At 35.9% G+C, this 21,464-nt stretch carries 31 protein-coding genes; 20 read left to right on the top strand and 11 right to left on the bottom strand.

The genetic code is table 11. The features are described from left to right. The first annotated feature begins 6 nt into the window (after window positions 1-6). The 11 genes from gcvPA to FH036_RS13925 all read left to right on the top strand — a co-directional run bounded on the left by gcvPA (window position 7) and on the right by FH036_RS13925 (window position 8,059). Window positions 7-1,350: an aminomethyl-transferring glycine dehydrogenase subunit 1 gene (gene gcvPA / locus FH036_RS13975; RefSeq protein ID WP_000903231.1), complete on the top strand. Its 1,344-nt coding sequence runs from the start codon at window positions 7-9 to the stop codon at window positions 1,348-1,350. Next, window positions 1,347-2,822, top strand: coding sequence for an aminomethyl-transferring glycine dehydrogenase subunit 2 (gene gcvPB / locus FH036_RS13970; RefSeq protein ID WP_138321103.1), 1,476 nt, complete (start codon window positions 1,347-1,349; stop codon window positions 2,820-2,822). Before gcvPA ends, gcvPB begins: the two co-directional genes overlap by 4 nt. A gap of 362 nt (window positions 2,823-3,184) precedes the next feature. Further along, window positions 3,185-3,388, top strand: coding sequence for a DUF3929 family protein (locus tag FH036_RS13965; protein WP_000262495.1), 204 nt, complete (start codon window positions 3,185-3,187; stop codon window positions 3,386-3,388). A gap of 70 nt (window positions 3,389-3,458) precedes the next feature. Further along, window positions 3,459-3,650, top strand: a complete 192-nt coding sequence (locus FH036_RS13960) for a hypothetical protein (protein ID WP_000535935.1) — start codon at window positions 3,459-3,461, stop codon at window positions 3,648-3,650. A gap of 116 nt (window positions 3,651-3,766) precedes the next feature. Beyond that, complete coding sequence (locus FH036_RS13955; RefSeq protein WP_001021352.1) at window positions 3,767-4,141, top strand: GntR family transcriptional regulator; 375 nt, start codon at window positions 3,767-3,769, stop codon at window positions 4,139-4,141. A gap of 3 nt (window positions 4,142-4,144) precedes the next feature. Beyond that, on the top strand, window positions 4,145-5,017 hold the full coding sequence (locus FH036_RS13950; protein ID WP_139895892.1) for an ABC transporter ATP-binding protein: 873 nt from the start codon (window positions 4,145-4,147) through the stop codon (window positions 5,015-5,017). Beyond that, entirely contained in the window at window positions 4,998-5,666 is a 669-nt protein-coding gene (locus FH036_RS13945) for an ABC-2 transporter permease (RefSeq protein WP_139895891.1), read from the top strand. The genes FH036_RS13950 and FH036_RS13945 overlap by 20 nt, the downstream gene beginning before the upstream one ends. Window positions 5,667-5,680: 14 nt before the next feature. Next, window positions 5,681-6,313: an ABC-2 transporter permease gene (locus tag FH036_RS13940; protein WP_071728417.1), complete on the top strand. Its 633-nt coding sequence runs from the start codon at window positions 5,681-5,683 to the stop codon at window positions 6,311-6,313. 69 nt (window positions 6,314-6,382) lie between these two features. Further along, a complete protein-coding gene (locus FH036_RS13935) occupies window positions 6,383-7,006 on the top strand; it encodes an ABC-2 transporter permease (RefSeq protein ID WP_071728416.1) in 624 nt (207 codons plus the stop codon). Further along, window positions 6,990-7,616, top strand: a complete 627-nt coding sequence (locus FH036_RS13930; protein WP_033686388.1) for an ABC-2 transporter permease — start codon at window positions 6,990-6,992, stop codon at window positions 7,614-7,616. Before FH036_RS13935 ends, FH036_RS13930 begins: the two co-directional genes overlap by 17 nt. 251 nt (window positions 7,617-7,867) lie before the next feature. Further along, window positions 7,868-8,059, top strand: coding sequence for a hypothetical protein (locus tag FH036_RS13925; RefSeq protein WP_139895890.1), 192 nt, complete (start codon window positions 7,868-7,870; stop codon window positions 8,057-8,059). A gap of 10 nt (window positions 8,060-8,069) precedes the next feature. Here FH036_RS13925 and FH036_RS13920 read toward each other — a convergent pair whose 3' ends face one another. From FH036_RS13920 to FH036_RS13895, 6 genes are all read right to left on the bottom strand, one after another. Continuing rightward, window positions 8,070-8,327 (bottom strand): DUF3975 family protein, encoded by a 258-nt coding sequence (locus tag FH036_RS13920; RefSeq protein WP_000265384.1) that lies wholly within the window; start codon window positions 8,325-8,327, stop codon window positions 8,070-8,072. 15 nt (window positions 8,328-8,342) lie between these two features. Next, window positions 8,343-8,657, bottom strand: a complete 315-nt coding sequence (locus FH036_RS13915; protein WP_000312623.1) for a DMT family transporter — start codon at window positions 8,655-8,657, stop codon at window positions 8,343-8,345. A gap of 1 nt (window position 8,658) precedes the next feature. Continuing rightward, window positions 8,659-8,991: a DMT family transporter gene (locus tag FH036_RS13910; protein ID WP_000312351.1), complete on the bottom strand. Its 333-nt coding sequence runs from the start codon at window positions 8,989-8,991 to the stop codon at window positions 8,659-8,661. A gap of 71 nt (window positions 8,992-9,062) precedes the next feature. Continuing rightward, complete coding sequence (locus FH036_RS13905) at window positions 9,063-9,644, bottom strand: TetR/AcrR family transcriptional regulator (protein WP_139895889.1); 582 nt, start codon at window positions 9,642-9,644, stop codon at window positions 9,063-9,065. 96 nt (window positions 9,645-9,740) lie between these two features. After that, complete coding sequence (locus tag FH036_RS13900) at window positions 9,741-10,718, bottom strand: LacI family DNA-binding transcriptional regulator (protein ID WP_001273962.1); 978 nt, start codon at window positions 10,716-10,718, stop codon at window positions 9,741-9,743. A 250-nt stretch (window positions 10,719-10,968) separates the two neighbouring features. After that, window positions 10,969-11,352: a rhodanese-like domain-containing protein gene (locus tag FH036_RS13895; RefSeq protein ID WP_000108655.1), complete on the bottom strand. Its 384-nt coding sequence runs from the start codon at window positions 11,350-11,352 to the stop codon at window positions 10,969-10,971. Between the two features lie 170 nt (window positions 11,353-11,522). Here FH036_RS13895 and FH036_RS13890 point away from each other — a divergent pair, with 170 nt between their 5' ends. Beyond that, window positions 11,523-12,359 carry a lipoate--protein ligase family protein gene (locus tag FH036_RS13890; protein ID WP_000514079.1) on the top strand — a complete coding sequence of 279 codons (837 nt, stop codon included), beginning with the start codon at window positions 11,523-11,525 and terminating at the stop codon, window positions 12,357-12,359. Window positions 12,360-12,388: 29 nt separating this feature from the next. Here the strand turns inward: FH036_RS13890 and FH036_RS13885 are convergent, their stop codons facing one another. Continuing rightward, window positions 12,389-13,231, bottom strand: coding sequence for a hypothetical protein (locus FH036_RS13885; protein ID WP_000111909.1), 843 nt, complete (start codon window positions 13,229-13,231; stop codon window positions 12,389-12,391). Between the two features lie 271 nt (window positions 13,232-13,502). Here FH036_RS13885 and splB point away from each other — a divergent pair, with 271 nt between their 5' ends. The 3 genes from splB to FH036_RS13870 all read left to right on the top strand — a co-directional run bounded on the left by splB (window position 13,503) and on the right by FH036_RS13870 (window position 15,817). Then, entirely contained in the window at window positions 13,503-14,528 is a 1,026-nt protein-coding gene (gene splB, locus FH036_RS13880; RefSeq protein ID WP_044793819.1) for a spore photoproduct lyase, read from the top strand. 144 nt (window positions 14,529-14,672) lie between these two features. Next, on the top strand, window positions 14,673-15,101 hold the full coding sequence (mntR, locus tag FH036_RS13875) for a transcriptional regulator MntR (protein WP_001143076.1): 429 nt from the start codon (window positions 14,673-14,675) through the stop codon (window positions 15,099-15,101). Between the two features lie 53 nt (window positions 15,102-15,154). Next, entirely contained in the window at window positions 15,155-15,817 is a 663-nt protein-coding gene (locus FH036_RS13870; RefSeq protein WP_139895887.1) for an HAD family hydrolase, read from the top strand. On the opposite strand, the gene FH036_RS13865 is transcribed toward FH036_RS13870, so the two are convergent. Then, window positions 15,814-16,215 (bottom strand): SA1362 family protein, encoded by a 402-nt coding sequence (locus FH036_RS13865; RefSeq protein WP_139895886.1) that lies wholly within the window; start codon window positions 16,213-16,215, stop codon window positions 15,814-15,816. The two genes, FH036_RS13870 and FH036_RS13865, sit on opposite strands and share 4 nt — an antisense overlap. Before the next feature lie 79 nt (window positions 16,216-16,294). Further along, entirely contained in the window at window positions 16,295-17,215 is a 921-nt protein-coding gene (locus FH036_RS13860) for a DUF1385 domain-containing protein (protein ID WP_000807112.1), read from the bottom strand. Between the two features lie 244 nt (window positions 17,216-17,459). Between FH036_RS13860 and FH036_RS13855 the strand changes: the two genes are divergently transcribed. Genes FH036_RS13855 through efp form a run of 4 tightly spaced genes read left to right on the top strand, consistent with a single transcriptional unit; the run spans window position 17,460 to window position 20,086 of the window. Further along, entirely contained in the window at window positions 17,460-17,948 is a 489-nt protein-coding gene (locus tag FH036_RS13855; RefSeq protein WP_139895885.1) for a YqhR family membrane protein, read from the top strand. Between the two features lie 52 nt (window positions 17,949-18,000). Next, window positions 18,001-18,441 (top strand): type II 3-dehydroquinate dehydratase, encoded by a 441-nt coding sequence (aroQ, locus tag FH036_RS13850; protein WP_000757087.1) that lies wholly within the window; start codon window positions 18,001-18,003, stop codon window positions 18,439-18,441. A 4-nt stretch (window positions 18,442-18,445) separates the two neighbouring features. Beyond that, a complete protein-coding gene (gene pepQ / locus FH036_RS13845) occupies window positions 18,446-19,507 on the top strand; it encodes a Xaa-Pro dipeptidase (protein WP_139895884.1) in 1,062 nt (353 codons plus the stop codon). Window positions 19,508-19,528: 21 nt separating this feature from the next. After that, complete coding sequence (efp, locus tag FH036_RS13840; RefSeq protein ID WP_000626512.1) at window positions 19,529-20,086, top strand: elongation factor P; 558 nt, start codon at window positions 19,529-19,531, stop codon at window positions 20,084-20,086. A gap of 35 nt (window positions 20,087-20,121) precedes the next feature. Here efp and FH036_RS13835 read toward each other — a convergent pair whose 3' ends face one another. Both FH036_RS13835 and FH036_RS13830 read right to left on the bottom strand, forming a co-directional pair. Next, the gene (locus FH036_RS13835; protein WP_000825748.1) at window positions 20,122-20,424 is read right to left on the bottom strand and encodes a hypothetical protein; all 303 of its coding nucleotides are present in this window, start codon (window positions 20,422-20,424) and stop codon (window positions 20,122-20,124) included. Beyond that, window positions 20,405-20,983 carry a GNAT family N-acetyltransferase gene (locus FH036_RS13830; RefSeq protein WP_001190071.1) on the bottom strand — a complete coding sequence of 193 codons (579 nt, stop codon included), beginning with the start codon at window positions 20,981-20,983 and terminating at the stop codon, window positions 20,405-20,407. The genes FH036_RS13835 and FH036_RS13830 overlap by 20 nt, the downstream gene beginning before the upstream one ends. Window positions 20,984-21,169: 186 nt before the next feature. Here FH036_RS13830 and FH036_RS13825 point away from each other — a divergent pair, with 186 nt between their 5' ends. Further along, a complete protein-coding gene (locus FH036_RS13825) occupies window positions 21,170-21,451 on the top strand; it encodes a YqhV family protein (RefSeq protein WP_000816054.1) in 282 nt (93 codons plus the stop codon). The last annotated feature ends 13 nt before the right edge of the window (window positions 21,452-21,464 follow it).

The following is a 21,464-nucleotide window of genomic DNA, read 5'->3' as shown; positions in this document are numbered from 1 at the left end:
GATTTCATGTTGCATCGTTATCTTCCAATGACAGAAGAAGACAAAAAAGAAATGTTACAAACGATCGGCGTTCAAACGATCGATGAGTTATTCTCTGATATTCCAGAGAGTGTTCGTTTTAAAGGGGATTTAAAAATTAAAGAAGCAAAATCAGAGCCAGAGCTTTTAAAAGAGTTATCTCAAATGGCTAGTAAAAATGCTAACTTAAAAGAGTACGCTTCTTTCTTAGGGGCAGGCGTATACGACCATTACGCTCCAGTAATCGTAGATCATGTTATCTCTCGCTCAGAATTTTATACAGCTTACACGCCATACCAACCGGAAATTTCACAAGGGGAATTACAAGCAATTTTTGAATTCCAAACAATGATTTGTGAATTAACAGGAATGGATGTAGCAAACTCTTCTATGTACGACGGAGGTACAGCTTTAGCTGAAGCGGCAATGCTAGCAGCTGGCCATACTCGTAAAAAGAAAATTCTTGTATCTAGCGCAGTTCATCCAGAATCAAGAGCTGTACTTGAAACATATGCAAAAGGTCAACATCTTGAAGTTGTTGAAATTAATCATAAAGATGGTGTAACAGATTTAGATGTATTACAAAGTGAAGTAGATGATACAGTTGCTTGTGTAATCGTTCAATATCCAAACTTCTTTGGACAAGTTGAAAAATTAGCTGATATTGAAAAAATCGTTCATCAACAAAAATCATTATTTATCGTTTCTTCAAATCCATTATCATTAGGCGCATTAACACCACCAGGAAAATTTGGTGCTGATATTGTAATCGGTGATGCACAACCATTTGGTATTCCAACGCAGTTTGGTGGACCACACTGTGGTTACTTTGCAACAACGAAAGCATTTATGCGTAAAATTCCAGGACGTCTTGTTGGACAAACTGTAGATTCAGATGGGAAACGTGGGTTTGTATTAACGTTACAAGCACGTGAACAGCACATTCGTCGTGATAAAGCGACGTCTAACATTTGTTCAAACCAAGCGTTAAATGCATTAGCAGCATCAGTTGCAATGACGGCACTTGGTAAACAAGGTGTGAAAGAAATGGCGCGTCAAAACATTTCTAAAGCACAATATGCAAAACGTCAATTTGAAGCGAAAGGCTTCACAGTTACATTTGCTGGACCATTCTTTAATGAGTTCGTTGTAGATTGCAAGCGCCCAGTGAAAGAAGTAAACGATGCATTATTACAAAAGAATATTATCGGCGGTTACGACCTAGGCCGTGATTATAAAGAGCATGAGAACCATATGCTTGTAGCAGTAACTGAGCTTCGTACAAAAGAGGAAATTGACACACTTGTAAACGAAATGGGGGCTATCCAATGAAGAACCAAGACCAAGCACTTATCTTTGAAGTGAGTAAAGAAGGACGCATAGGATATAGCTTACCAAAATTAGATGTAGAAGAAGTGAAACTAGAAGATGTATTTGAGAGCGATTATATTCGAGTAGAAGATGCAGAGCTACCAGAAGTATCTGAACTTGATATTATGCGCCACTATACAGCACTTTCAAACCGTAACCACGGCGTTGATTCTGGGTTCTATCCACTTGGATCTTGTACGATGAAATATAATCCGAAAATTAATGAGAGTGTAGCTCGTTTCGCAGGATTTGCAAATATTCATCCGTTGCAAGACGAGAAGACAGTACAAGGTGCAATGGAATTAATGTACGATTTACAAGAGCATTTAATTGAAATTACAGGTATGGATACTGTTACATTACAACCAGCAGCTGGTGCACACGGAGAATGGACAGGCTTAATGTTAATTCGTGCATACCATGAAGCAAATGGTGACTTTAACCGTACGAAAGTAATTGTTCCTGACTCTGCTCACGGAACGAATCCAGCATCTGCAACTGTAGCTGGTTTTGAAACAATTACAGTAAAATCAAATGAACATGGTCTTGTTGACTTAGAAGATTTAAAACGTGTTGTAAATGAAGAAACAGCAGCACTTATGTTAACAAATCCTAATACATTAGGTTTATTTGAAGAAAACATTTTAGAAATGGCAGAAATCGTCCATAATGCAGGCGGTAAATTATACTATGATGGTGCAAACTTAAATGCAGTATTAAGCCAAGCGCGCCCAGGAGATATGGGATTTGACGTTGTGCATTTAAACCTTCATAAAACATTTACAGGTCCTCACGGCGGCGGTGGCCCAGGTTCTGGTCCAGTAGGTGTGAAAGCTGATTTAATTCCGTACTTACCAAAACCAATTTTAGAGAAAACGGAAAATGGCTATCGCTTTAACTATGATCGTCCAGAAGCAATTGGGCGCGTAAAACCATTCTACGGTAACTTCGGAATTAACGTTCGTGCATACACATACATTCGTTCTATGGGTCCAGATGGCTTGCGTGCAGTAACGGAGTATGCGGTATTAAATGCGAACTATATGATGAGAAGATTAGCACCATTCTATGATCTTCCGTTCGATAGACATTGTAAGCATGAGTTTGTATTATCAGGTCGTCGTCAAAAGAAACTTGGTGTACGTACATTAGATATCGCAAAACGCCTGCTTGATTTCGGTTACCATCCACCGACAATTTACTTCCCATTAAATGTGGAAGAATGTATTATGATTGAGCCGACGGAAACAGAATCAAAAGAAACATTAGACGGTTTCATTGATAAGATGATTCAAATCGCTAAAGAAGTAGAAGAAAATCCAGAAGTTGTACAAGAAGCACCTCATACAACAGTCATTAAACGTTTAGACGAAACGATGGCTGCACGTAAACCAGTTTTACGTTATGAAAAGCCAGCTCCTGTACAAGTTTGATTAGAATAACAAAGGAAGAACTCGCTATATGCGAGTTCTTTTTTTTGTATGGAGAATTTGTTCCGCAATTTGTGGCCTGGTAATCAGTAGAGATGAACAAAAACACCCACTGATTAAAGTTTCACTTTATGCAGAAGTGGTGAAGAAAATGTTAAAAATTTATATTTTTTGTTTCATAATGGTGTAATGAGGCAGTTTTATAGGTGATTTTGTTGAAAAAGTCAGTTTGATAAAAGTATTTATTTTTGTTAGAATTTTATTGAAATTAAGAAGATGTGATGAGGCAAAAATTACTCATTTTTATGTATATGTGAAAAAACGAGCAAGACGGGGGTGAAAGTGTGGGATATCGATGTTATAGAATGGTATACCATTTAGAAAATGGAGAAACAATTAAAGATGTAAAAGAATTTTGCTATCGAGACCAAGGAAAAGTGTTAGAAAGAGTAGCGCATCGTGTAATGGATAATAGAGAAGTGACGGCAATTGATAAGCAAGGAACGATCATTTCAATAGCATGTGAGGACATTGTAAAGGTGGAACTTGATTACATAACAGAAAGTTAACCTTGAGTCATATCGAATTATTCGATAAAATATACTGTTGAATGGTGAAGTGAGAAGAGAGGAGTTTATCATGGGTAGTACAAGACACTTTTATATGTTTATCTTAGCGTTTGTTCTTGTTGTGGCATTAACGATTTATTTAATTGTTGATAGCACTTGGTACAACACAGTTCATCCGGCGTTCCTTCTGTTTATGTATGTAGGAATTGCGGTAGTGAGTTTCGGAATGAGAGATGAGATGTTAGATCGCTTTGAAAAGTGATACATATACGAAAGACCAACAGGAAAATGTTGGTCTTTTTTTCTTGCCAAAAATAGGATGATGTGTATATACTGTATATATAAGGTATACACAGTATATACACACTGGAGGAAAACATGAATATTATTATTTCGAATTCTTCCCAAGACCCTATTTATGTACAGATAAGAAAACAATTAAGCCAGCTTATTTTAAATGGTGGTTTAAAGGGTGGAGACCAATTACCGTCTATTCGTAGCTTAGCAAAGGAATTACAGATTAGTGTAATTACTACGAAGCGTGCGTACGAGGAGCTTGAGAAAGAAGGATATATAGAAACTGTTGCTGGGAAGGGGACTTATGTTTCACGTAAAAATAATGAACTATTAAAAGAACAAAGGCTTCGTCTATTGGAAAGCAAAGCGGAAGAGATTGTAAATGAAAGTAAAGCGTTACAGCTTTCACTTGAAGAATTACAGCAGATGATTGCGTGTTTATATGAGGGGGAATAAGAGATGTTAGAGTTAAAAAACGTATGTAAAAGTTATGAAGATTTTGCAGTAAAAAATATAAGTTTTACATTACCACGCGGATATATTATGGGATTTGTCGGACCGAACGGGGCCGGGAAAAGTACGACGATCAAAATGATTATGAATTTAATTAGAAAAGATAGCGGCGATATAAAAATTTTTGGCAAGGACAACAAGAAAGCCGAAAAGGAAATAAAGCAAAATATCGGCTTTGTATATGATGAAAATCATTATTACGAAGATTTAACGTGTGAGCAAATGAAGCGTATTATTGCACCGTTATATAAAAAGTGGGACGAAGAGCAGTATCAATCGTATATGCATAGATTGCAAGTTCCGAAGTATAAAAAAATTAAAGAACTATCAAAAGGAATGAAAATGAAATTTGCGATTGCCATCGCACTTTCGCACCACGCGGAGTTTATCATTATGGACGAACCGACAGCAGGATTAGATCCAGTTGTTCGAAGTGAATTACTTGATATGCTGCAAGAAATTGTAATGGAAGAAGAAGTATCTGTATTATTCTCAACTCATATTACAACAGACTTAGAGCGTATCGCAGATTATATTACGTTCATCAACGATGGAGAAATTATATTTACTGGTGAGAAAGACGATTTAATGGAAAACTACGTAATCGTAAAAGGAAGTAACGATTTATTAGATCGAGAAGGAAAAGAGCTATTTGTTGGACTACGAAAAAATAAATTTGGTTTTGAAGGTTTAGCAAAGGATAGACAAGCAATTATCGACTGGTTTGGAAATAAGGTTGTACTAGAAAAGCCTACATTAGATGATATCATCGTTTACACCGCGAAAGGGAGAGGTGCCTATGCGTCAGCTCGTATATAAAGATTTGTTCTTTTTTCGGGGGATATGGTTCGTATACTTTATTATACCCTTTATATTCTTTTTATTTGAACCCGGTGAGGGAATGCTGTTTCCTATGAGTTGTTTATTTATAACTCTTTCCTCAGTTATTATATTAATCATAATAGATGAACGGAATACAAGTGACATTATGATGAATAGTTTACCGCTAAGTAGAAAGGATATCATAATTGCTAGATATATTTCCTGTGCAATATTCATTGTAGGGGGCATGATTTCTACTATGCTAGTTGTTTTTCTTATAAGGTGTATCGCTGTTATTGGTGATATCGGTGCATACTATCCTAAGCTTTATATTGAGATTTCATGGTATGAAGTAATAAATGGAATTGTTTATGCCGTATTTTGGATGGTCACCTTTTTCCCTATGTATTATGTTACAAAATCAAAGGCGGTAATAAGTATAATAGCAGCAGCTTCAATAATAGTTAGCGGGATACTTTGGATATTTATTAGTGATGGACTGAAGGAAGTAGCACCTTCATTCCTTGATTGGATTATGAATCCTCTGCATATTGGTGTATTTATAGTTGGATTCATTGCATTATTCAGTATTTATATCGCTTCTATGTTTCTTACAATTAAAATTTATGGAGCGCGTGATTTATAGAGAGGGGAATTACCATGCAGCAATTGATTTTGAAGGAGTTTTTCTTACAAAGAAAAATGTTTCTTATCTATTTGATCTTACCAATATACGGAGCATTCCAAAACTCTATAGAACCATTTCAAATGGCGTATGTTTGTTTTGCTATATGTCTTTTGATGATTTCAATCTCTTTATCAAATGAAGAGAAAAATAGTACGGAAAAAATATTAGTAAGTCTACCTTTTACTAGAAAAGATATTGTCATTGCGAAATACATATCGATACTATTTTTTATGGCATTCAGCTTAATCATTACATTCGTATTCTTTATACTCCCTGTATTTGTATTAAAAGAAAATATAAATATTCCTTGGTATGCAGCATTTATAGCTATTTTCTTTTCTGTTCTGTATGCTGTTATGATCCTTCCCATAAAATATAGTGAGGATAAGCGAACGGTTACTATGCTGGGATTAGTTATGCTTTTTCCTATAATAGGTTTACTAGGATTTATGTGCAATATATTTACGGATGAAAGGCTTATGTTAATGATTTTTCGAACTTCAGATGTGCTATTAGTTATAAGTATTTTAAGTATAGGCGCGTGTGTAAGTTATGTAGCTTCAATGTTTATAGCTATTGTGAGTTTTAAAAAGAGAGAGCTTTAATACTTATGGCTTGTCTTATATAAAAAAGAATAAATGATGTTAAGGAATGAGTTTATTGAGGTGTAATACATGATTAAGCAACTAGTTTTAAAGGATATGATGTTGCAAAGAAAGTTGGGGGTTACTTATCTTATATGTTTGTTTTTTCTCGCTATTGTTGATTTTCGCAGTGATAGTTTTCTGATGACATTTAGTCTGTCTATACCTGTTCTTGGAATGATGCTGTCAATGAATTATGAGAATAAAAATAAAAGTGAAAGGCTAGTAAATAGTTTACCGCTTCAGCGTAAAGAAATTGTCATAGCAAAATATATATTTGCAAGTATTTTAGTTTCTTTAGGTGGAGCTTTACCTTTTACAATTAGTTTAATCCAATTACAAAATGAAAATACCACTGTATTTATGCTATGGGCAGCAATTCTTGGCGGAATAACGGGAGGATTGGTTTATACTATGATCGTACTTCCGATTGAATTTACAGTAGGATATAGTAGTGCAAAACAAATTGCTCCCTTCATTGGAATTGCATTTGGGTATTTAAGTGGACTGATTGTCAGTAACGTCTGGTTAGATGTAGAGAATGTTTGGAATACAAGTTTAGTCGTAAATGTTTGTTTTATAGCAGGACTCATTCTTTTGTATGTTATGTCCATGCTTTTCTCAATTCATTTGTACAATGAACGTGATCTGTGAGAGGAGGAAAATAGCGTTGAAACAACTAATTTTAAAAGATTTCATCATTCAATGGAAATTTTTAATTTGGTACATATTGTATCCTGTTTTCTTTTATATGGCCTTAACAGATACGGAAAATCTGTTCATAATTATGTCGGTAATTATTACAATTGGGGCAACAGTAAAAACATTTGAAGCAGATAGTAAAAATGAGAGTGAAGTTATAGTAAATAGTTTACCAATATTGAAAAAACATATTGTATTTGCAAAATATATAGTAGCAATTATTATTCTTTTTATAAGTGTAATGGTCGGTTGTTTTACGATGGGAATGAAGAATGGGGTTAACCTATTTGAATTTATTGAAACGACAATGGTTGCTAGTATTAGCTTTATTTTAGTGTATTTAAGCTTTGTTTTACCGATATCGTTTTGGTTGGCCTATAAAAAAACTATTTTTATTGCGATTTTTATACTAATAGCACCTATGGCCGTTTCTTCTATTTTCTTTGGAATCAACCTAGAACAAATTCAACTATACAACAGCTTGTTATTCATTAGTTCAATATGCATGTTCATAGTATCTGTCTTTGTTTCAGTGAAATTGTATGAGAAGAGAGAATTTTAAAAGGTGCCCTATAAAAGGCACCTTCTTCAATAACGACAATAGGAAAGTAAAAGTTTATAAACAGAAAGATTACTCGGTATAACATCTTTCGGAGTATGTAATATAAAGCTGAAAACGATAACGAGAATAAGAAAGAGGAAAAATAAAAATAGGATCTGCTTATGTACGGAATTTTGCATATTATCCACTCCTTTTTTAGGTAGTATGTCCAAAAGAAAGGAGTGTATGAAAAATTTTAGGAGGGGAGAATAATGAACAAAAGAAAATGGTTATATAGAATAGGGATATTTTTCGTTTCAATCGGTCTCATATTAGCAAATGTTTATTCAGATATACCACCGTTATTTCCTAGTTTGCATAAAGGGGTTGGTATAAGTATTGCCATAGTCGGTCTTCTTTGTCTTATCACATCAAACTTCTACAAAAAGTCTGAAGGAATATAAAAAAGGACAGTTACTCTTTTTCAGAAGTACTGTCCTTTTTAAATAACTTATTCCACAGCTTGGCGATACTCCATATAATGACGATTGAAATGGAGGCAATAATGGACCAAACGATTGATATCATTTCAAGTGTCAAGTTAGGAAGGAATGTGAGAATGGATACTATTTTATGAAACAACCATTCTATTATGTGAAAACTGATTTGTAATAGAATGACGATACTAAGCGTGATCCATGCTAACAGTTGCTTCCCTTTTTCTTTCCACATGACATTCACCTCACGTTAGCTCAATAGTTTTAAGCCAACAGCGCCGCATAGAATGCAGCTTAAGAAAGCAAGACGACGCCAATCCGCTGATTCGCGGAAAATAAGGATGCCTAGAAGTGCACTTCCGGCAGTTCCGATTCCAGTCCAAATCGCGTAAGCAGTTCCCATCGGTAATGTGTTCATCGCAAGGGATAAGAAGAAGAAGCTTACGCCGAAGTTAGCGATTAAAATAACTTTTGGTGCCCAGCCTTTCTTTTCAGTGGCTACTTTCATAAAGAGTACACCAATAATTTCACAAATACCAGCTAGAATTAAAAATACCCAAGCCATTTTATGCGGCCTCCTTCGCTTCTTTTTCTTCTGTTACTCGCTTTAAACCAATTACGCCAAAGAAGATTAAACCAATTAATAATACTTTTACGATAGAGAATGGCTCTCCGAAAACGAAAATTTCTGTAAGAACGATTCCACCAGCTCCAATTCCAGTGAAGACTGCGTATACAGTACCAACAGGTAAATCTTTATAAGCTCTAAATAATAAGACGAAACTAACTGTAATTAATAACGCAACACCAGCCCATTCAAGTGGAGCCTCCGCGTGTTTTAATCCAATTACCCAAAAGATTTCAATAATACCAGCTAAGATTACATAAATCCATGCCATATGTCATCTCTCCTTCCTACCAGTCGTTAGGTAAAGGGCTTAAAAACGACGCATTGCAAAGGAGCAATCCGTCAGTTTGAAAGTCCACGCCAAAATACTTTCCAAGAAGCGTCTAAACGTGTCTCAAAACGATTTAAACCTGCGTATAGTAGTTCAACCATAAGACCGTCAAGTAAGCATAGAAAAGCCTCTAAGGCGTCTTTTACTTCAATGTTATGCAACTCATCTCGTTCGCTTGCTCTTTTAAATATAGGGAATAAAAGTTTTCCGACGTTTTCAATGTGTACATTTGCTTTATTAATAATTTGTTCGCGAAATGCATCAGGCGGAAAATAAGAAGTTCGTAACCAAAACATTGATTCTTCACTTTCACCAAATCGTTTTGCATAGCCCTTTAGTAGCTGTAAGAGCAATTCTTCAGTAGACGAATTGGAAAACTTTTCGATATCGCCTGTGAAGCTTTGTAAATCTTTTTGAAGAGCGGATTCTAAGCATATAAAATATAGCTCTTCTTTTCCTTTAAAGTGTGCGTAAATTGATGGTTTTTTAATCCCGACTTCTTGAGCAATATTTGCTAATGAAGTTCCTTCGTAGCCGTAGCGTGCGAAATGAGAAAGTGCTACAGCTTTAATGCGGTTTGCTGTCATTTTCATCCCCTACCTACCGTTCGTTAGGTTCATTATATGCGAGTAAAAATACAAAGTCAATAGGTGAAGAACTGAAAAAGAGCGCTATAGATAACGCTCTTATTAGACAGTATCTCGTTCAATTAAATGGAATGAAAGCTCTTTTGCGTTCCCGATAATTTGCTCGCTTTGGATTTGTTTATGGAATAAAGAAAACGCATGTGAGCCCATTTCGAGACCGGGATGTTCAATTGTTGAAATTTCTAACGCCTTTGAAATTTCATGATTATCAAATCCGAGGATAGCAAGATCTTCGGGTACTCGAAGACCTTGCTTTCGAGCCTCTGTTAATAAACCAGCTGCAACTTGATCGTTAGCTGTAAAAATAGCGGTTGGACGATTTTTCATGTTTACAATACGATGGAGTATTTGTGCACCGTCTTGCATTGTATAGCATTGATGAAAAATCCATTCGGGATGTAACGTTTTGCCTTCGTTACGAAGTGTATCAGCAAACGCTTTTTCACGTTCCATAGAATTTACACTTGTTTTTCTTGCTAAACAAATCCCGATTTTTTCATGGCCTTTATTGAGTAAATAGGCGGTGCCGAGACGGAAGCCTTCATAATGATCTACGTAGACAGATGAAATGAGGGGGTGCTTCATTTTTTCGCATGAAATAATAGGAGCAAATTTTGCGAAAGGTTCAATTTGTTCCCATGAACTCGTTCGAGAGCAAATAATCATCCCGTCGAATTGTTTCATTTTCATCATTTCAAGAACACGAATTTCTTCAATACTATCGTAATTCGTTTGACATAAATTAATGTGATAGCCAGCAGCTAACGCTTCGTTTCCGATTCCTTCAATAATGGTACTGAAGTATGGAAGGTTAATGAAAGGGAGCATAACGCCGATCGTATATGTTTTTCCCTTTATTAAATGAATAGCATTTATATTTTTGGCATAGTTCAATTCTTCAACAGCATCTAGAACACGCTTACGTTTTTCTTCTTTTACGTAAGGGTGATTATTCAGGACACGAGAAACAGTTGATATGGATACACCAGCGGTTTTTGCAATTTGTTTTATATTGGCCATATGTATCACCTCTCTCCTTATTATAAAGGGAAAATAATAAGAATGAAAAAATCTTGACCTGAAAAGCTTTTCACAAACTATGTTATAAATATGACTTCTGTTATTCGCGTAACCTTTTTATTTGGGCGTGAGAATGATAGGGGTCTTTTTTGCGTTTATAAAAGAAGTTTTGTCAAAATGTGTGAGAATAACGTGGAAAGTTTTCAAATGAAAAAACTAGCTGAATTATTCAGCTAGTTTTTGTATGTTATTATTTCTTTTTAATTTTTCCAGTCCACGTTTTGAATCCACCTTGTAATTGGTAGAAATCTTTGTAGCCTTGTTTCTTTAAGTATTGAGCCGCACGACCAGTACGGAATCCGCTTTGACAGTATAAGTAAACTGGTTGATCTTTACGAAGTTCTTTATGACGAAGGCGAATTTGTGATAATGGAATGTTACGTGCGCCTAAAATATGCCCTGCAGTATATTCGTCTGCTTCGCGAATATCGATAAGCTGTGCTTTACGGTAGCCAGCGCGAAACTCTTCTTCTGAAAGTGTTGTAATTAATTTTTTCTGATAGAAATACATCCATACAGTGTAACCGATGAACGCTACGATTACGGCTAATAAAATAATCCAAGTTGTTGACACGATTCTATCGCTCCCTTTTTTCTTATCCTACTTTCAATATTATAATGCCCGTATGTATTTATGCAACAGATTCATTTGTATATAAGAAGAAATTTCGTATTCTTTCACAAATTTTGTCGAATTTGGTAGACTAGAGAATGTGAAAAATAATTGGTTATATGAGGTGCAGGATGGGAAAAGAAAAATGGTGTTATATTAACTCTGGTCAATGTTCACCGGCATTTAATATGGCGTTAGATGAATGTTTATTAAATTGGCAAAGTGAAAAGAAAATGCCACCAACCATTCGTTTTTACGAATGGGAAGTACCAACATTAACAGTCGGGTATTTCCAACGTGTTGAAAAAGATATTAATATGGATGTAGTTAACGAAAAGAAATATGGATTCGTTCGTCGTCAAACAGGCGGTAGGGGTGTACTACATGATAAAGAATTAACGTACAGTGTTATTGTGTCTGAAGATCATCCGAATATGCCAAAAACAGTTACAGAAGCGTATCGTGTTATTTCGCAAGGTTTATTAGATGGTTTTAAAGCATTAGGGTTAGAAGCGTATTATGCAGTTCCAAAAACAGAAGCAGATCGTGAAAATTTAAAAAATCCACGCTCAGGCGTATGTTTTGATGCGCCGTCTTGGTATGAAATTGTAGTAGAAGGAAGAAAAATCGCAGGTAGTGCGCAAACACGTCAAAAAGGTGTTATTTTACAGCACGGGTCGATTCCATTAGAAATAGATTTAGATGAGTTATATGATCTGTTTTTATTCCCGAATGAACGTGTAAAAGAACGTATGAAGAGTATGTTCTCTTCTAAAGCGGTAGCAATTAATGAATTAACAGACCGTACGTTTACAATCGAGCAGTTAATTAAAGCGTTTGAGGTTGGGTTTGAAAAAGGATTAGATGTAGAGCTTGTTCCGTATGAATTAACAGAAGAACAATTACATGAAGTGCAAACATTAGCAAAAGAAAAGTATGAAAGCAAAGAATGGAATTATAAAAAATAAGAGGTGGCAATTGCCGCCTCTTATTTTTTTTATAGTAAATTAAGTACTTTTTCTACTTTGATTCCTTTATCTTGTAAAGAACGAAGGCGATTGACAACGTCCATAATTTCTTTGTCAAATGTAACGCTAATACCTTGGCTTTGTAGTTCTTCTTTTAAGCCTTCAATAGAATCATCTATGTCGATGCCAAGCTCGTAATCTTGACAAACTTCAATTGTCTTTTTCACGAGTTTCACATAATTTTCTTGTAGTTTTGAATTTGTTTCAGTCAAAGCAGGTTGCTTCGGTTTTGCAGGCGCGACCGGTGCTGTCTCTTGCTTTGTAACTGGAGTTGGTACTTCTCGTTTCACAGGTGCTGGAGTAGATAATTCCACAGCTGCTTCTACACTTACTGGCTTCGGTGCCGGAGTAGGCTTCGGTGTTGGTGCGGTAGCAGGTGTTTCTACACGTGTAACAGGCTTTGGAGCAGGTGTAACTGCTTTTGGAGCTTCTACAACTACTTCTTTTTTCGGAGTAGCTTCTACAACTGTTTCTTCTTGTTCAGCAGCCTCTTTATTTTCTTTACTCCACATAACGCGTTCTATCTCTAGAGAAACATTATTTTTGTTCATCGCTGTTAATGTAACTTTACCAACTTCAGCGTTTCCAGTGAAATCAACAATTTTATAAATAACACTCTTGTTCCAATCCACGTTTCCGCTCAAAAATAATTCTTCGTTACATTTCGGCGTTAAGCCCTCGATTTTAATTTCTGCGTTTACACCGTTTTCACTATATACCATAATTAGCGAAGCATTTACATCTTCGTCTGCTAACATTAGTTCACGTACCATTTTGCCGGTGCGTACTTGCGTTTTCTTCTTAACTGACATCTAATTTCTCCTCTCAAAAATTCAGTAATAATAAAAAAATCGTATAACGAAAAATAATTGCTCACGAAGATTTATGATACCGATAATAAAAGCATCACGTCAACAATTAACTTTAATTATTTTGCATTTTTCTTATTTTCTTTATGAAATTTTTCAATTTGTAAAATTAGACAGAAGAAAAACAGCCTTTTGAAGGGCTGTTAAAACGTGGAAAACTTTAATGCGTGTTAAATTTTCAGCGTTTCCCATACTAACGAGAGGAGGGAAGCGTATGAAACCATTTATGCCAAAAATCGTTTACTTTGAACCGAAGGCACTTGAATATCCACTTGGAAAAGAGCTATATGAGAAGTTTACGAAGATGGGATTAGAAATTCGTGAAACGACATCCCATAATCAAATTAGAAATTTACCAGGTGAAAATGATTTGCAAAAGTACCGTAATGCAAAGGCAACGCTTGTTGTTGGGGTAAGGAAGACATTAAAGTTCGATACGTCAAAACCGTCAGCTGAATATGCAATCCCGCTCGCAACAGGGTGTATGGGGCATTGTCATTATTGTTATTTGCAAACGACACTTGGGAGTAAGCCTTACGTTCGCGTGTATGTGAATCTTGAAGAAATATTTGAGAAAGCACAGCAATATATGGATGAAAGAGCACCTGAAATAACAAGGTTTGAAGCTGCTTGTACATCAGATATCGTTGGGATCGATCATTTAACACATGCATTAAAGCGCGCGATCGAATTCATTGGAGAAAGTGAGCATGGACGTTTACGTTTCGTTACGAAATATTCGCACGTTGATCATTTGTTAGATGCAAAACATAACGGGAAAACTCGTTTCAGGTTTAGTATTAATTCACGGTATGTAATTAAAAATTTTGAACCAGGGACATCACCGTTTGAAGAAAGAATTGAAGCGGCTCGTAAAGTAGCAGGCGCGGGTTATCCACTTGGATTTATAGTGGCGCCGCTTTATATGCATGAAGGATGGGAAGAAGGATACCGTGAATTATTTGAGCGATTGTACAATGCATTAAAAGATTTGTCGATACCGAATTTAACATTTGAATTAATTCAACATCGCTTTACAAAGCCTGCAAAAAAAGTCATTCAAGAGCGTTATCCGAATACGAAACTTGAAATGGATGAAGAGAAGCGTAAATATAAATGGGGACGATATGGAATCGGGAAATACGTATATAAAAAAGATGATGCGGAAGTATTAGAAGAAACGATAAGAGGTTATATACATGAGTTTTTTCCTGATGCAGAAATACAATACTTTACTTAAGAGGAGTCTGTATACAAATACAGATTCTTTTTTGTTTTATATATTTAGGTTTGTTTTCAACTTGTCACGTTATTCTTTCTGGTGTATCATTTTATTGATTGCTTCGTACGGAATGAGCAAAATGAAATTGGATGGAGGAAACCGATGCCTACCCCTAGTATGGAAGATTATATTGAACAAATTTATTTGTTGATTGATGAAAAGGGTTATGCCCGCGTATCTGATATTGCTGAAGCGCTTAGTGTACATCCATCCTCTGTAACAAAAATGGTGCAAAAATTAGACAAAGATGAATATCTAATTTATGAAAAATATAGAGGGCTTGTATTAACATCAAAAGGTAAAAAAATTGGAGAACGTCTCGTATATCGTCATGAATTGTTAGAGCAATTTATGCGTATTATCGGTGTGGATGAAAGTAAGATTTACAATGATGTAGAAGGAATTGAACATCATTTAAGCTGGGAAGCAATTGACCGCATTGGTGATTTAGTGCAATACTTTGAACAAGATGAGGTTCGAGTGGAAACCCTTCGTGGTGTTCAAAAGGCAAATGAAGAGAAAAGTAATTAAGGGGAACGTAAGTCGTTTCCTTTTTTATTTCAATCGAAAAGGATGGGAGAATGATGAAAGCAATTATTTTTGATTTTGATGGATTAATTGTGGACACAGAAACAATATGGTTTCACTCTTTCAGAGACGCCGTTCGTGAGTACGGTGGAGATTTACCTTTAGAGGAATTTACAAAGTGTATTGGAACGACAGATGATGTACTGTATGCATATTTAAATGAGCAATTAAAAGAGAAGTTTAACAAGCATGCATTAAAAGAAAAAGTGAAAACTTTACATAAAGAAAAAATGAAAACACCAGAAGCTCGTGACGGAGTAAAAGAATACTTACAAGAAGCGAAAGAAATGGGATTAAAAATCGCATTAGCTTCCAGTTCATCTAAAGAATGGGTGATTCCTTTTTTGGAAGAACTACAAATTCGAGATTATTTTGAAGTTATTAAAACGAGAGAAGATGTTGAGAAGGTAAAACCAGATCCAGCACTTTACCGAGTAGCAATAGAAGATTTAGGAGTAGATTCGTCTGAAGCAGTTGTATTTGAAGACTCGTTAAACGGATTAAAAGCAGCGATTGCAGCGGGATTAACGTGCGTTGTTGTACCTAATGATGTGACACGTAATTTACCATTTGAAAATCATCACCTTCGAATTGAAAGTATGAAAGATAAAAGTTTGAAAGAAGTACTGCAAAATATAAAGAAAGACCGTATTTCCTAAAAGGAAGCACGGTCTTTCTTTTTGTTTTTTTTACCTTCAATGACAGTTAAATGAGATTGTTTTCTTTTTCGCTTTAAAGAAGAAAGATTCCCTTTTTTCCCTTTGTCATTAGAAGCGTTTGATTTAAAGAAAGAATTGCTTAGGGGTGCTACATTTTGTTTCCCATGCTTGCGGCTCGATTGTTTTGCAGCGCGCTTATATGAGCTTTGCGAATTTGCTGAACCGCTAGAGTTTGTAAACATTTTGTAGAGTAAATAAAAGATACCAACGACAGCCAACATAATACCAATATTTCTTAACACTCCCATTGGGTTTGTAATGACAGATGAAACAAGGCCGAATATTGCTAATCCGATAATAAGCACAAATATAGCGAAAGTAAACGAACGACCGTTCATAAGGAACACCTCCTAAAAACATATATTAAAATTAGTATATTAACGATGAGGAAAGGAGTTGAACACCATTTTTAAATAATTATTGTTTGTTTTCTAAACGTAATAATTCTTCAAACGATGCAATAGCTACTTCCACTTGATCATCTGTTGGTTCTTTCGTTGTTAATAGTTGTAGCCATAATCCGGGATATCCAAGTATGCGTAATACTGGAATATCGCGTAATCGATTCGTAAATTGTAACACTTCAAAAGAAATGCCGAGAACGACAGGGATTAATAAAATTCGGTTTACCACTCTGGCCCAAAGTGGATCTGTAGGGACAAGGAAATAAACAAACATTCCGATAATGACTGTAAATATAATAAAGCTACTGCCACAGCGATAATGAAGGCGAGTTTGTTTTTGCACATTTTCTACAGTCAATGAAAGATTATTCTCATAGGCATTAATTACTTTATGCTCCGCACCATGGTACTGAAATACCCGCTTAATGAGTGGCGTTAAAGAAATAAAGTATATATAGCTCAATAATAACATGAGCTTAATAACACTTTCGACAATGATTTGCCCTGTATGAGATGGGAAAATCGGTCTCGTTAATTCAGCTAGTAATGCAGGAACTGCTGTGAAAATGACTTTACCGAATATGAAAGATAAAACGCCAACTGCTGCAACTCCTAATACCATCGTTAACTTCGATTGTTCTTCTTTTTTATTTGCAATTTGTTCATCTTCTTCTGGGTGAACATCAAATCGTTCTGAAGCAAAGTTTAAATGTTTTGCCCCGTTCGCGCTTGCATCCACAATAGCGGCAATCCCTCGTAAAAATGGAATTTTTTTTAGGATAGATAATGCTTTATTACGAACGCGTGGTAATCGATAAAATTCAATCGATTTATCTTTACGACGAACCGCTGTAACAGTATATTCTCTACCGCCAAACATAACTCCTTCTATGACTGCTTGCCCGCCATATATTTGTTTTGACTCTTCTGCCATGTTAACACCAACCTGTATTTGTTTCTCTCTTATGTAGAAAAAGAGGCAATTGTCATACTGGGTTCTGTCATTTTGAAATAAGACAATCACCGAGTTTCCTTTATTTTATCGACAAATACAAGTATATGACAAGGAAAAATGTTACGAGAGTCGGACATTTCTTATTCTTTTTATAGACAAATTTCGCAGTATTTAAACATGGTTCAAAATAGTTTCGGGCATACTATTGAGCGGAGGTGTTGATGTGAGTCAAGAACATATAGGAACAAGAAATTTTGTGCAAATTGGTTTATTTGGTGGACTGTTTTGGGGAGGGATATGGTATTTCCTTCATATATTTTCATTTACGGAAGCCGGACCGAACTATTTACTTCTACCATTTGCCTTTGGAAGCTGGAAAGAAGGGGTATGGGGCAATGTGTCAGGAATTGTTTGTATGGGAATACTTTCGATTTTAATTGCCTTTTTGTATAAAGCGTTTTTGGCAAAGTTTGAAGGAGTTCTTCCAGGGATGATTTATGGTCTATTTTGGTGGGCATTACTATTTTTCGGAATGGGGTTAATAGCGCCTGCTATTAAAAGCGCACTCCGTTTACCGAAAGAAACAATTGTGACGACGATATGCATTTTTATATTGTATGGTGTATTTATAGCATACTCTGTTTCTTACGCAGTAAATACCAATAAGGCCGAGCGAAAAGGGGAAGAGAAGACAAACTATTCAAACAAGTAACTCCTATGTTAAAATGTTATATAGACATTTAATATTAAGGAGTTTTAAGCATATGAAAAAGGTACTCCTCGTAAACGGTCCTAACCTAAATCGCCTCGGTGTCAGAGAGGTAAATGTATATGGAAAGGGCACGCTAGCGACACTTGAAGCAGATATGAAGCAAGAAGCAGAAACAATGGGAGTGGAGTTAGAATGTTTCCAATCGAATCATGAAGGTGCGATTATCGATCGTATTCATGAGGCGGAAGATATATATGAAGGGATCATTTTAAATCCTGGAGCATTTACGCATTATAGCTATGCGATTCGAGATGCAATTGCGAGCATTTCGATTCCTGTTATTGAAGTACATATTTCTAACATTCATCAGCGTGAGTCGTTCCGTCACGAATCTGTGACGGCAGCTGTTTGTGCGGGACAAATTGTTGGATTTGGTTTTTATGGCTATAAGTTAGCGTTATTTGCATTAATGGAGAAATTGAGGGAGGCATAAAGTAATGGAGAAAATCGAAAGATTAAGAAGTGCATTTGATGAGGCTGGTATTGACGGTATTTTGTTAACAAATGAACATAGTCGTAGATATATGGCTAACTTCACAGGAACAGCTGGTGTTGTACTCATTTCGAAAAAACGCGCTCAATTTATTACAGATTTCCGTTACGTAGAGCAAGCTACTAAACAAGCGGTTGGATACGAGATTGTACAGCATGCGGGATTAATTATCGATGAAGTTGCAAAGCAAGTGAAAGAATTAGGAATTCAAAAGCTTGGCTTTGAGCAAGATACTCTTACATATAGTTCTTATTCAGCTCATAAAGAAGCGATCGATGCTGAATTTATCCCAACTTCTGGGCTTGTAGAAAAGTTACGCTTGATAAAGACTGATTCAGAGATTAAGATATTAAAGGAAGCTGCACAGATTGCAGATGCTGCCTTTGAACATATTCTATCATTCATTCGCCCGGGAGTATCTGAAATTGAAGTGTCAAATGAACTTGAATTTTTCATGAGAAAACAAGGAGCAACATCTTCTTCGTTTGATATTATCGTTGCTTCAGGTCTTCGTTCGGCATTACCGCACGGCGTGGCATCTGAAAAAGTGATAGAAACAGGAGATTTCGTTACATTAGACTTCGGCGCTTATTACCAAGGATATTGCTCTGATATTACTCGTACGATTGCAGTTGGTGAACCATCTGATAAATTGAAAGAAATTTATAATATCGTTTTAGAAGCACAATTACGTGGTGTGAACGGTATTAAAGCTGGTTTAACTGGCCGTGAAGCGGATGCGTTAACGCGCGATTACATAACGGAAAAAGGATACGGTGAATACTTCGGACATTCTACTGGTCATGGAATCGGTCTTGAAATCCATGAAGCACCAGGTTTAGCATTCCGTTCTGATACAGTACTTGAACCAGGTATGGCTGTAACAGTAGAGCCAGGTATTTATATTCCAGGTATTGGCGGCGTACGTATTGAAGATGATATCATTGTGACAAGTGAAGGTAATGAAGTAATTACGAAATCACCAAAAGAACTTATTATTTTGTAATACACAGGAGGATTTTTTTACATGATTTCAGTAAACGATTTTCGTACAGGTTTAACAATTGCAGTGGATAATGGCCTTTGGCAAGTACTTGATTTCCAACACGTAAAGCCAGGTAAAGGTGCTGCATTCGTTCGTTCTAAACTACGTAACCTTCGCACAGGTTCTGTTCAAGAGAAAACATTCCGTGCTGGTGAGAAAGTGGAAAAAGCACACATCGAAAACCGTCGTATGCAATACTTATACGCAAGCGGTGAGTCTCACGTATTTATGGATAACGGAACTTATGAGCAAATCGAACTTGGTGAAAAACAAATCGAGCGCGAGCTTAAATTCCTAAAAGAAAACATGGAAGTATCTATTATGACTTACCAAGGCGAAGTACTTGGTGTTGAACTTCCAAACACAGTTGAATTACAAGTTACAGAAACAGAGCCAGGTATTAAAGGTGATACTGCTTCTAACGTAACAAAACCAGCTACATTAGAAACTGGCCTTGTTGTACAAGTACCAATCTTCATTAACGAAGGTGAAACACTTATCATCAACACTGGTGAAGGTAAATACGTTTCTCGTGCATAGTAGAAAAGCACTCGTGATTATCACGAGTGCTTTTTTTATAGAAAATAGGGTAAATAATAAATAGTAGTTATTATAAAACTGAAAGCTGTAAGACTAGCAGCACCTGTTGTGTAAGGACCCCATGTCATTTGAAAAGGTTTTACTGTACCTGTTTTATATATAGTGTGATCAATGTTGTTATTTTGGCTTATATTTAAAGCAACGAGCCAAATTGCCCCGAATATCGCTAAACTACCAAGGAAAAAGGCTTCCATGAATGACCAGCCGACCAATGATGAAAAAAGATAAATAAGAGTTACTTCTACTACGACTGTTAAACTAATTTTTAATCTCTTCATATTTTTCCTCCTCATTCTGTAATTCCAACCAGTTTAAAAATTTTTCACGTGACACGACGTGCAGAGAACAAGGTGACCTTACTTCTTTCTCTAGTGCAGCGTGTTCGTCTGGAAATTTGTTTTCCACATGCAATGAAATATAAGGTAGTTTTTCTTGTGCTTTTAAAGAGCGAATATTATTCGTTTTAGCACCAGCAAATACATAGGAAAGTTGTAAGTCTAAAAAAGCAATCTTAAAAATTTCTTTTTTTGCAGCCTCATTATATCCTTTTCCCCAGTATGGATAGCCGAGCCAGCTGCCAATGTGAGATTGTTTCTTCTCGTAATTAATATGTTTAAGTGTGGTGAGACCAATTATTTCATTCTCTGCATTTACAATCACTCTCGATAAAGACTTCTTTTGGCGTTCTTCTTCTATGGCGAAAAGAAGGAATGCTTTCGTGTCTTCGATTGTTTCTACTTTTATTCCTAATGCGTTTTTTACATGTGGATCACTTGATAGCTTGAAAATCGCATTTGCATAACGGAAATCGAGTGGTAATAAAGTAACTCGTTGCATCATTTTCCCTCCTTTTCAATAAATATACCATAAAATACCACTATTATTAAGAATATTCAAATTATTATAGGCGGTAGATAAAAATTATGTTTTTAATTCTGAAATAGACAACCTCTGCATATGGTTGTACAAATATATTCTTTTTTAGCACACGCACTAGTAACCGTTATGGGAGAAGGTGGGAGAATGAAACAGTGGCTAGCGGCAATGGAAACATCTGTGCTTGTAATGGGGCTGCTTCGGTTGTTTTCAGGTAGCGCGGAAATATTCGCCGCTTTGCTTATGCTTTATGTGAATGATGCGAAGAAAGCATTGTTTATAAATGGTATGTTGGCGTTTGTTGGACCGACCGTATTAATTTTAACAATGACAATAGGCATAGCGAGTGTGGCAAGTGAGATCTCTTTCTTGAAACTCTTTTTTCTAGCGCTTGGAATTGGCTGCATTTTTATCGCGTTGTTGAAATAAGTAAGTCGAGTAT

Origin of the sequence: Bacillus sp. CD3-5 (assembly GCF_006349665.1) — a bacterium.
Classification (GTDB): Bacteria; Bacillota; Bacilli; order Bacillales; family Bacillaceae_G; genus Bacillus_A; species Bacillus_A paranthracis.
The sequence above is the reverse complement of the archived record's forward strand: the minus strand, read 5'-3'. Positions and strand labels throughout refer to the sequence as shown.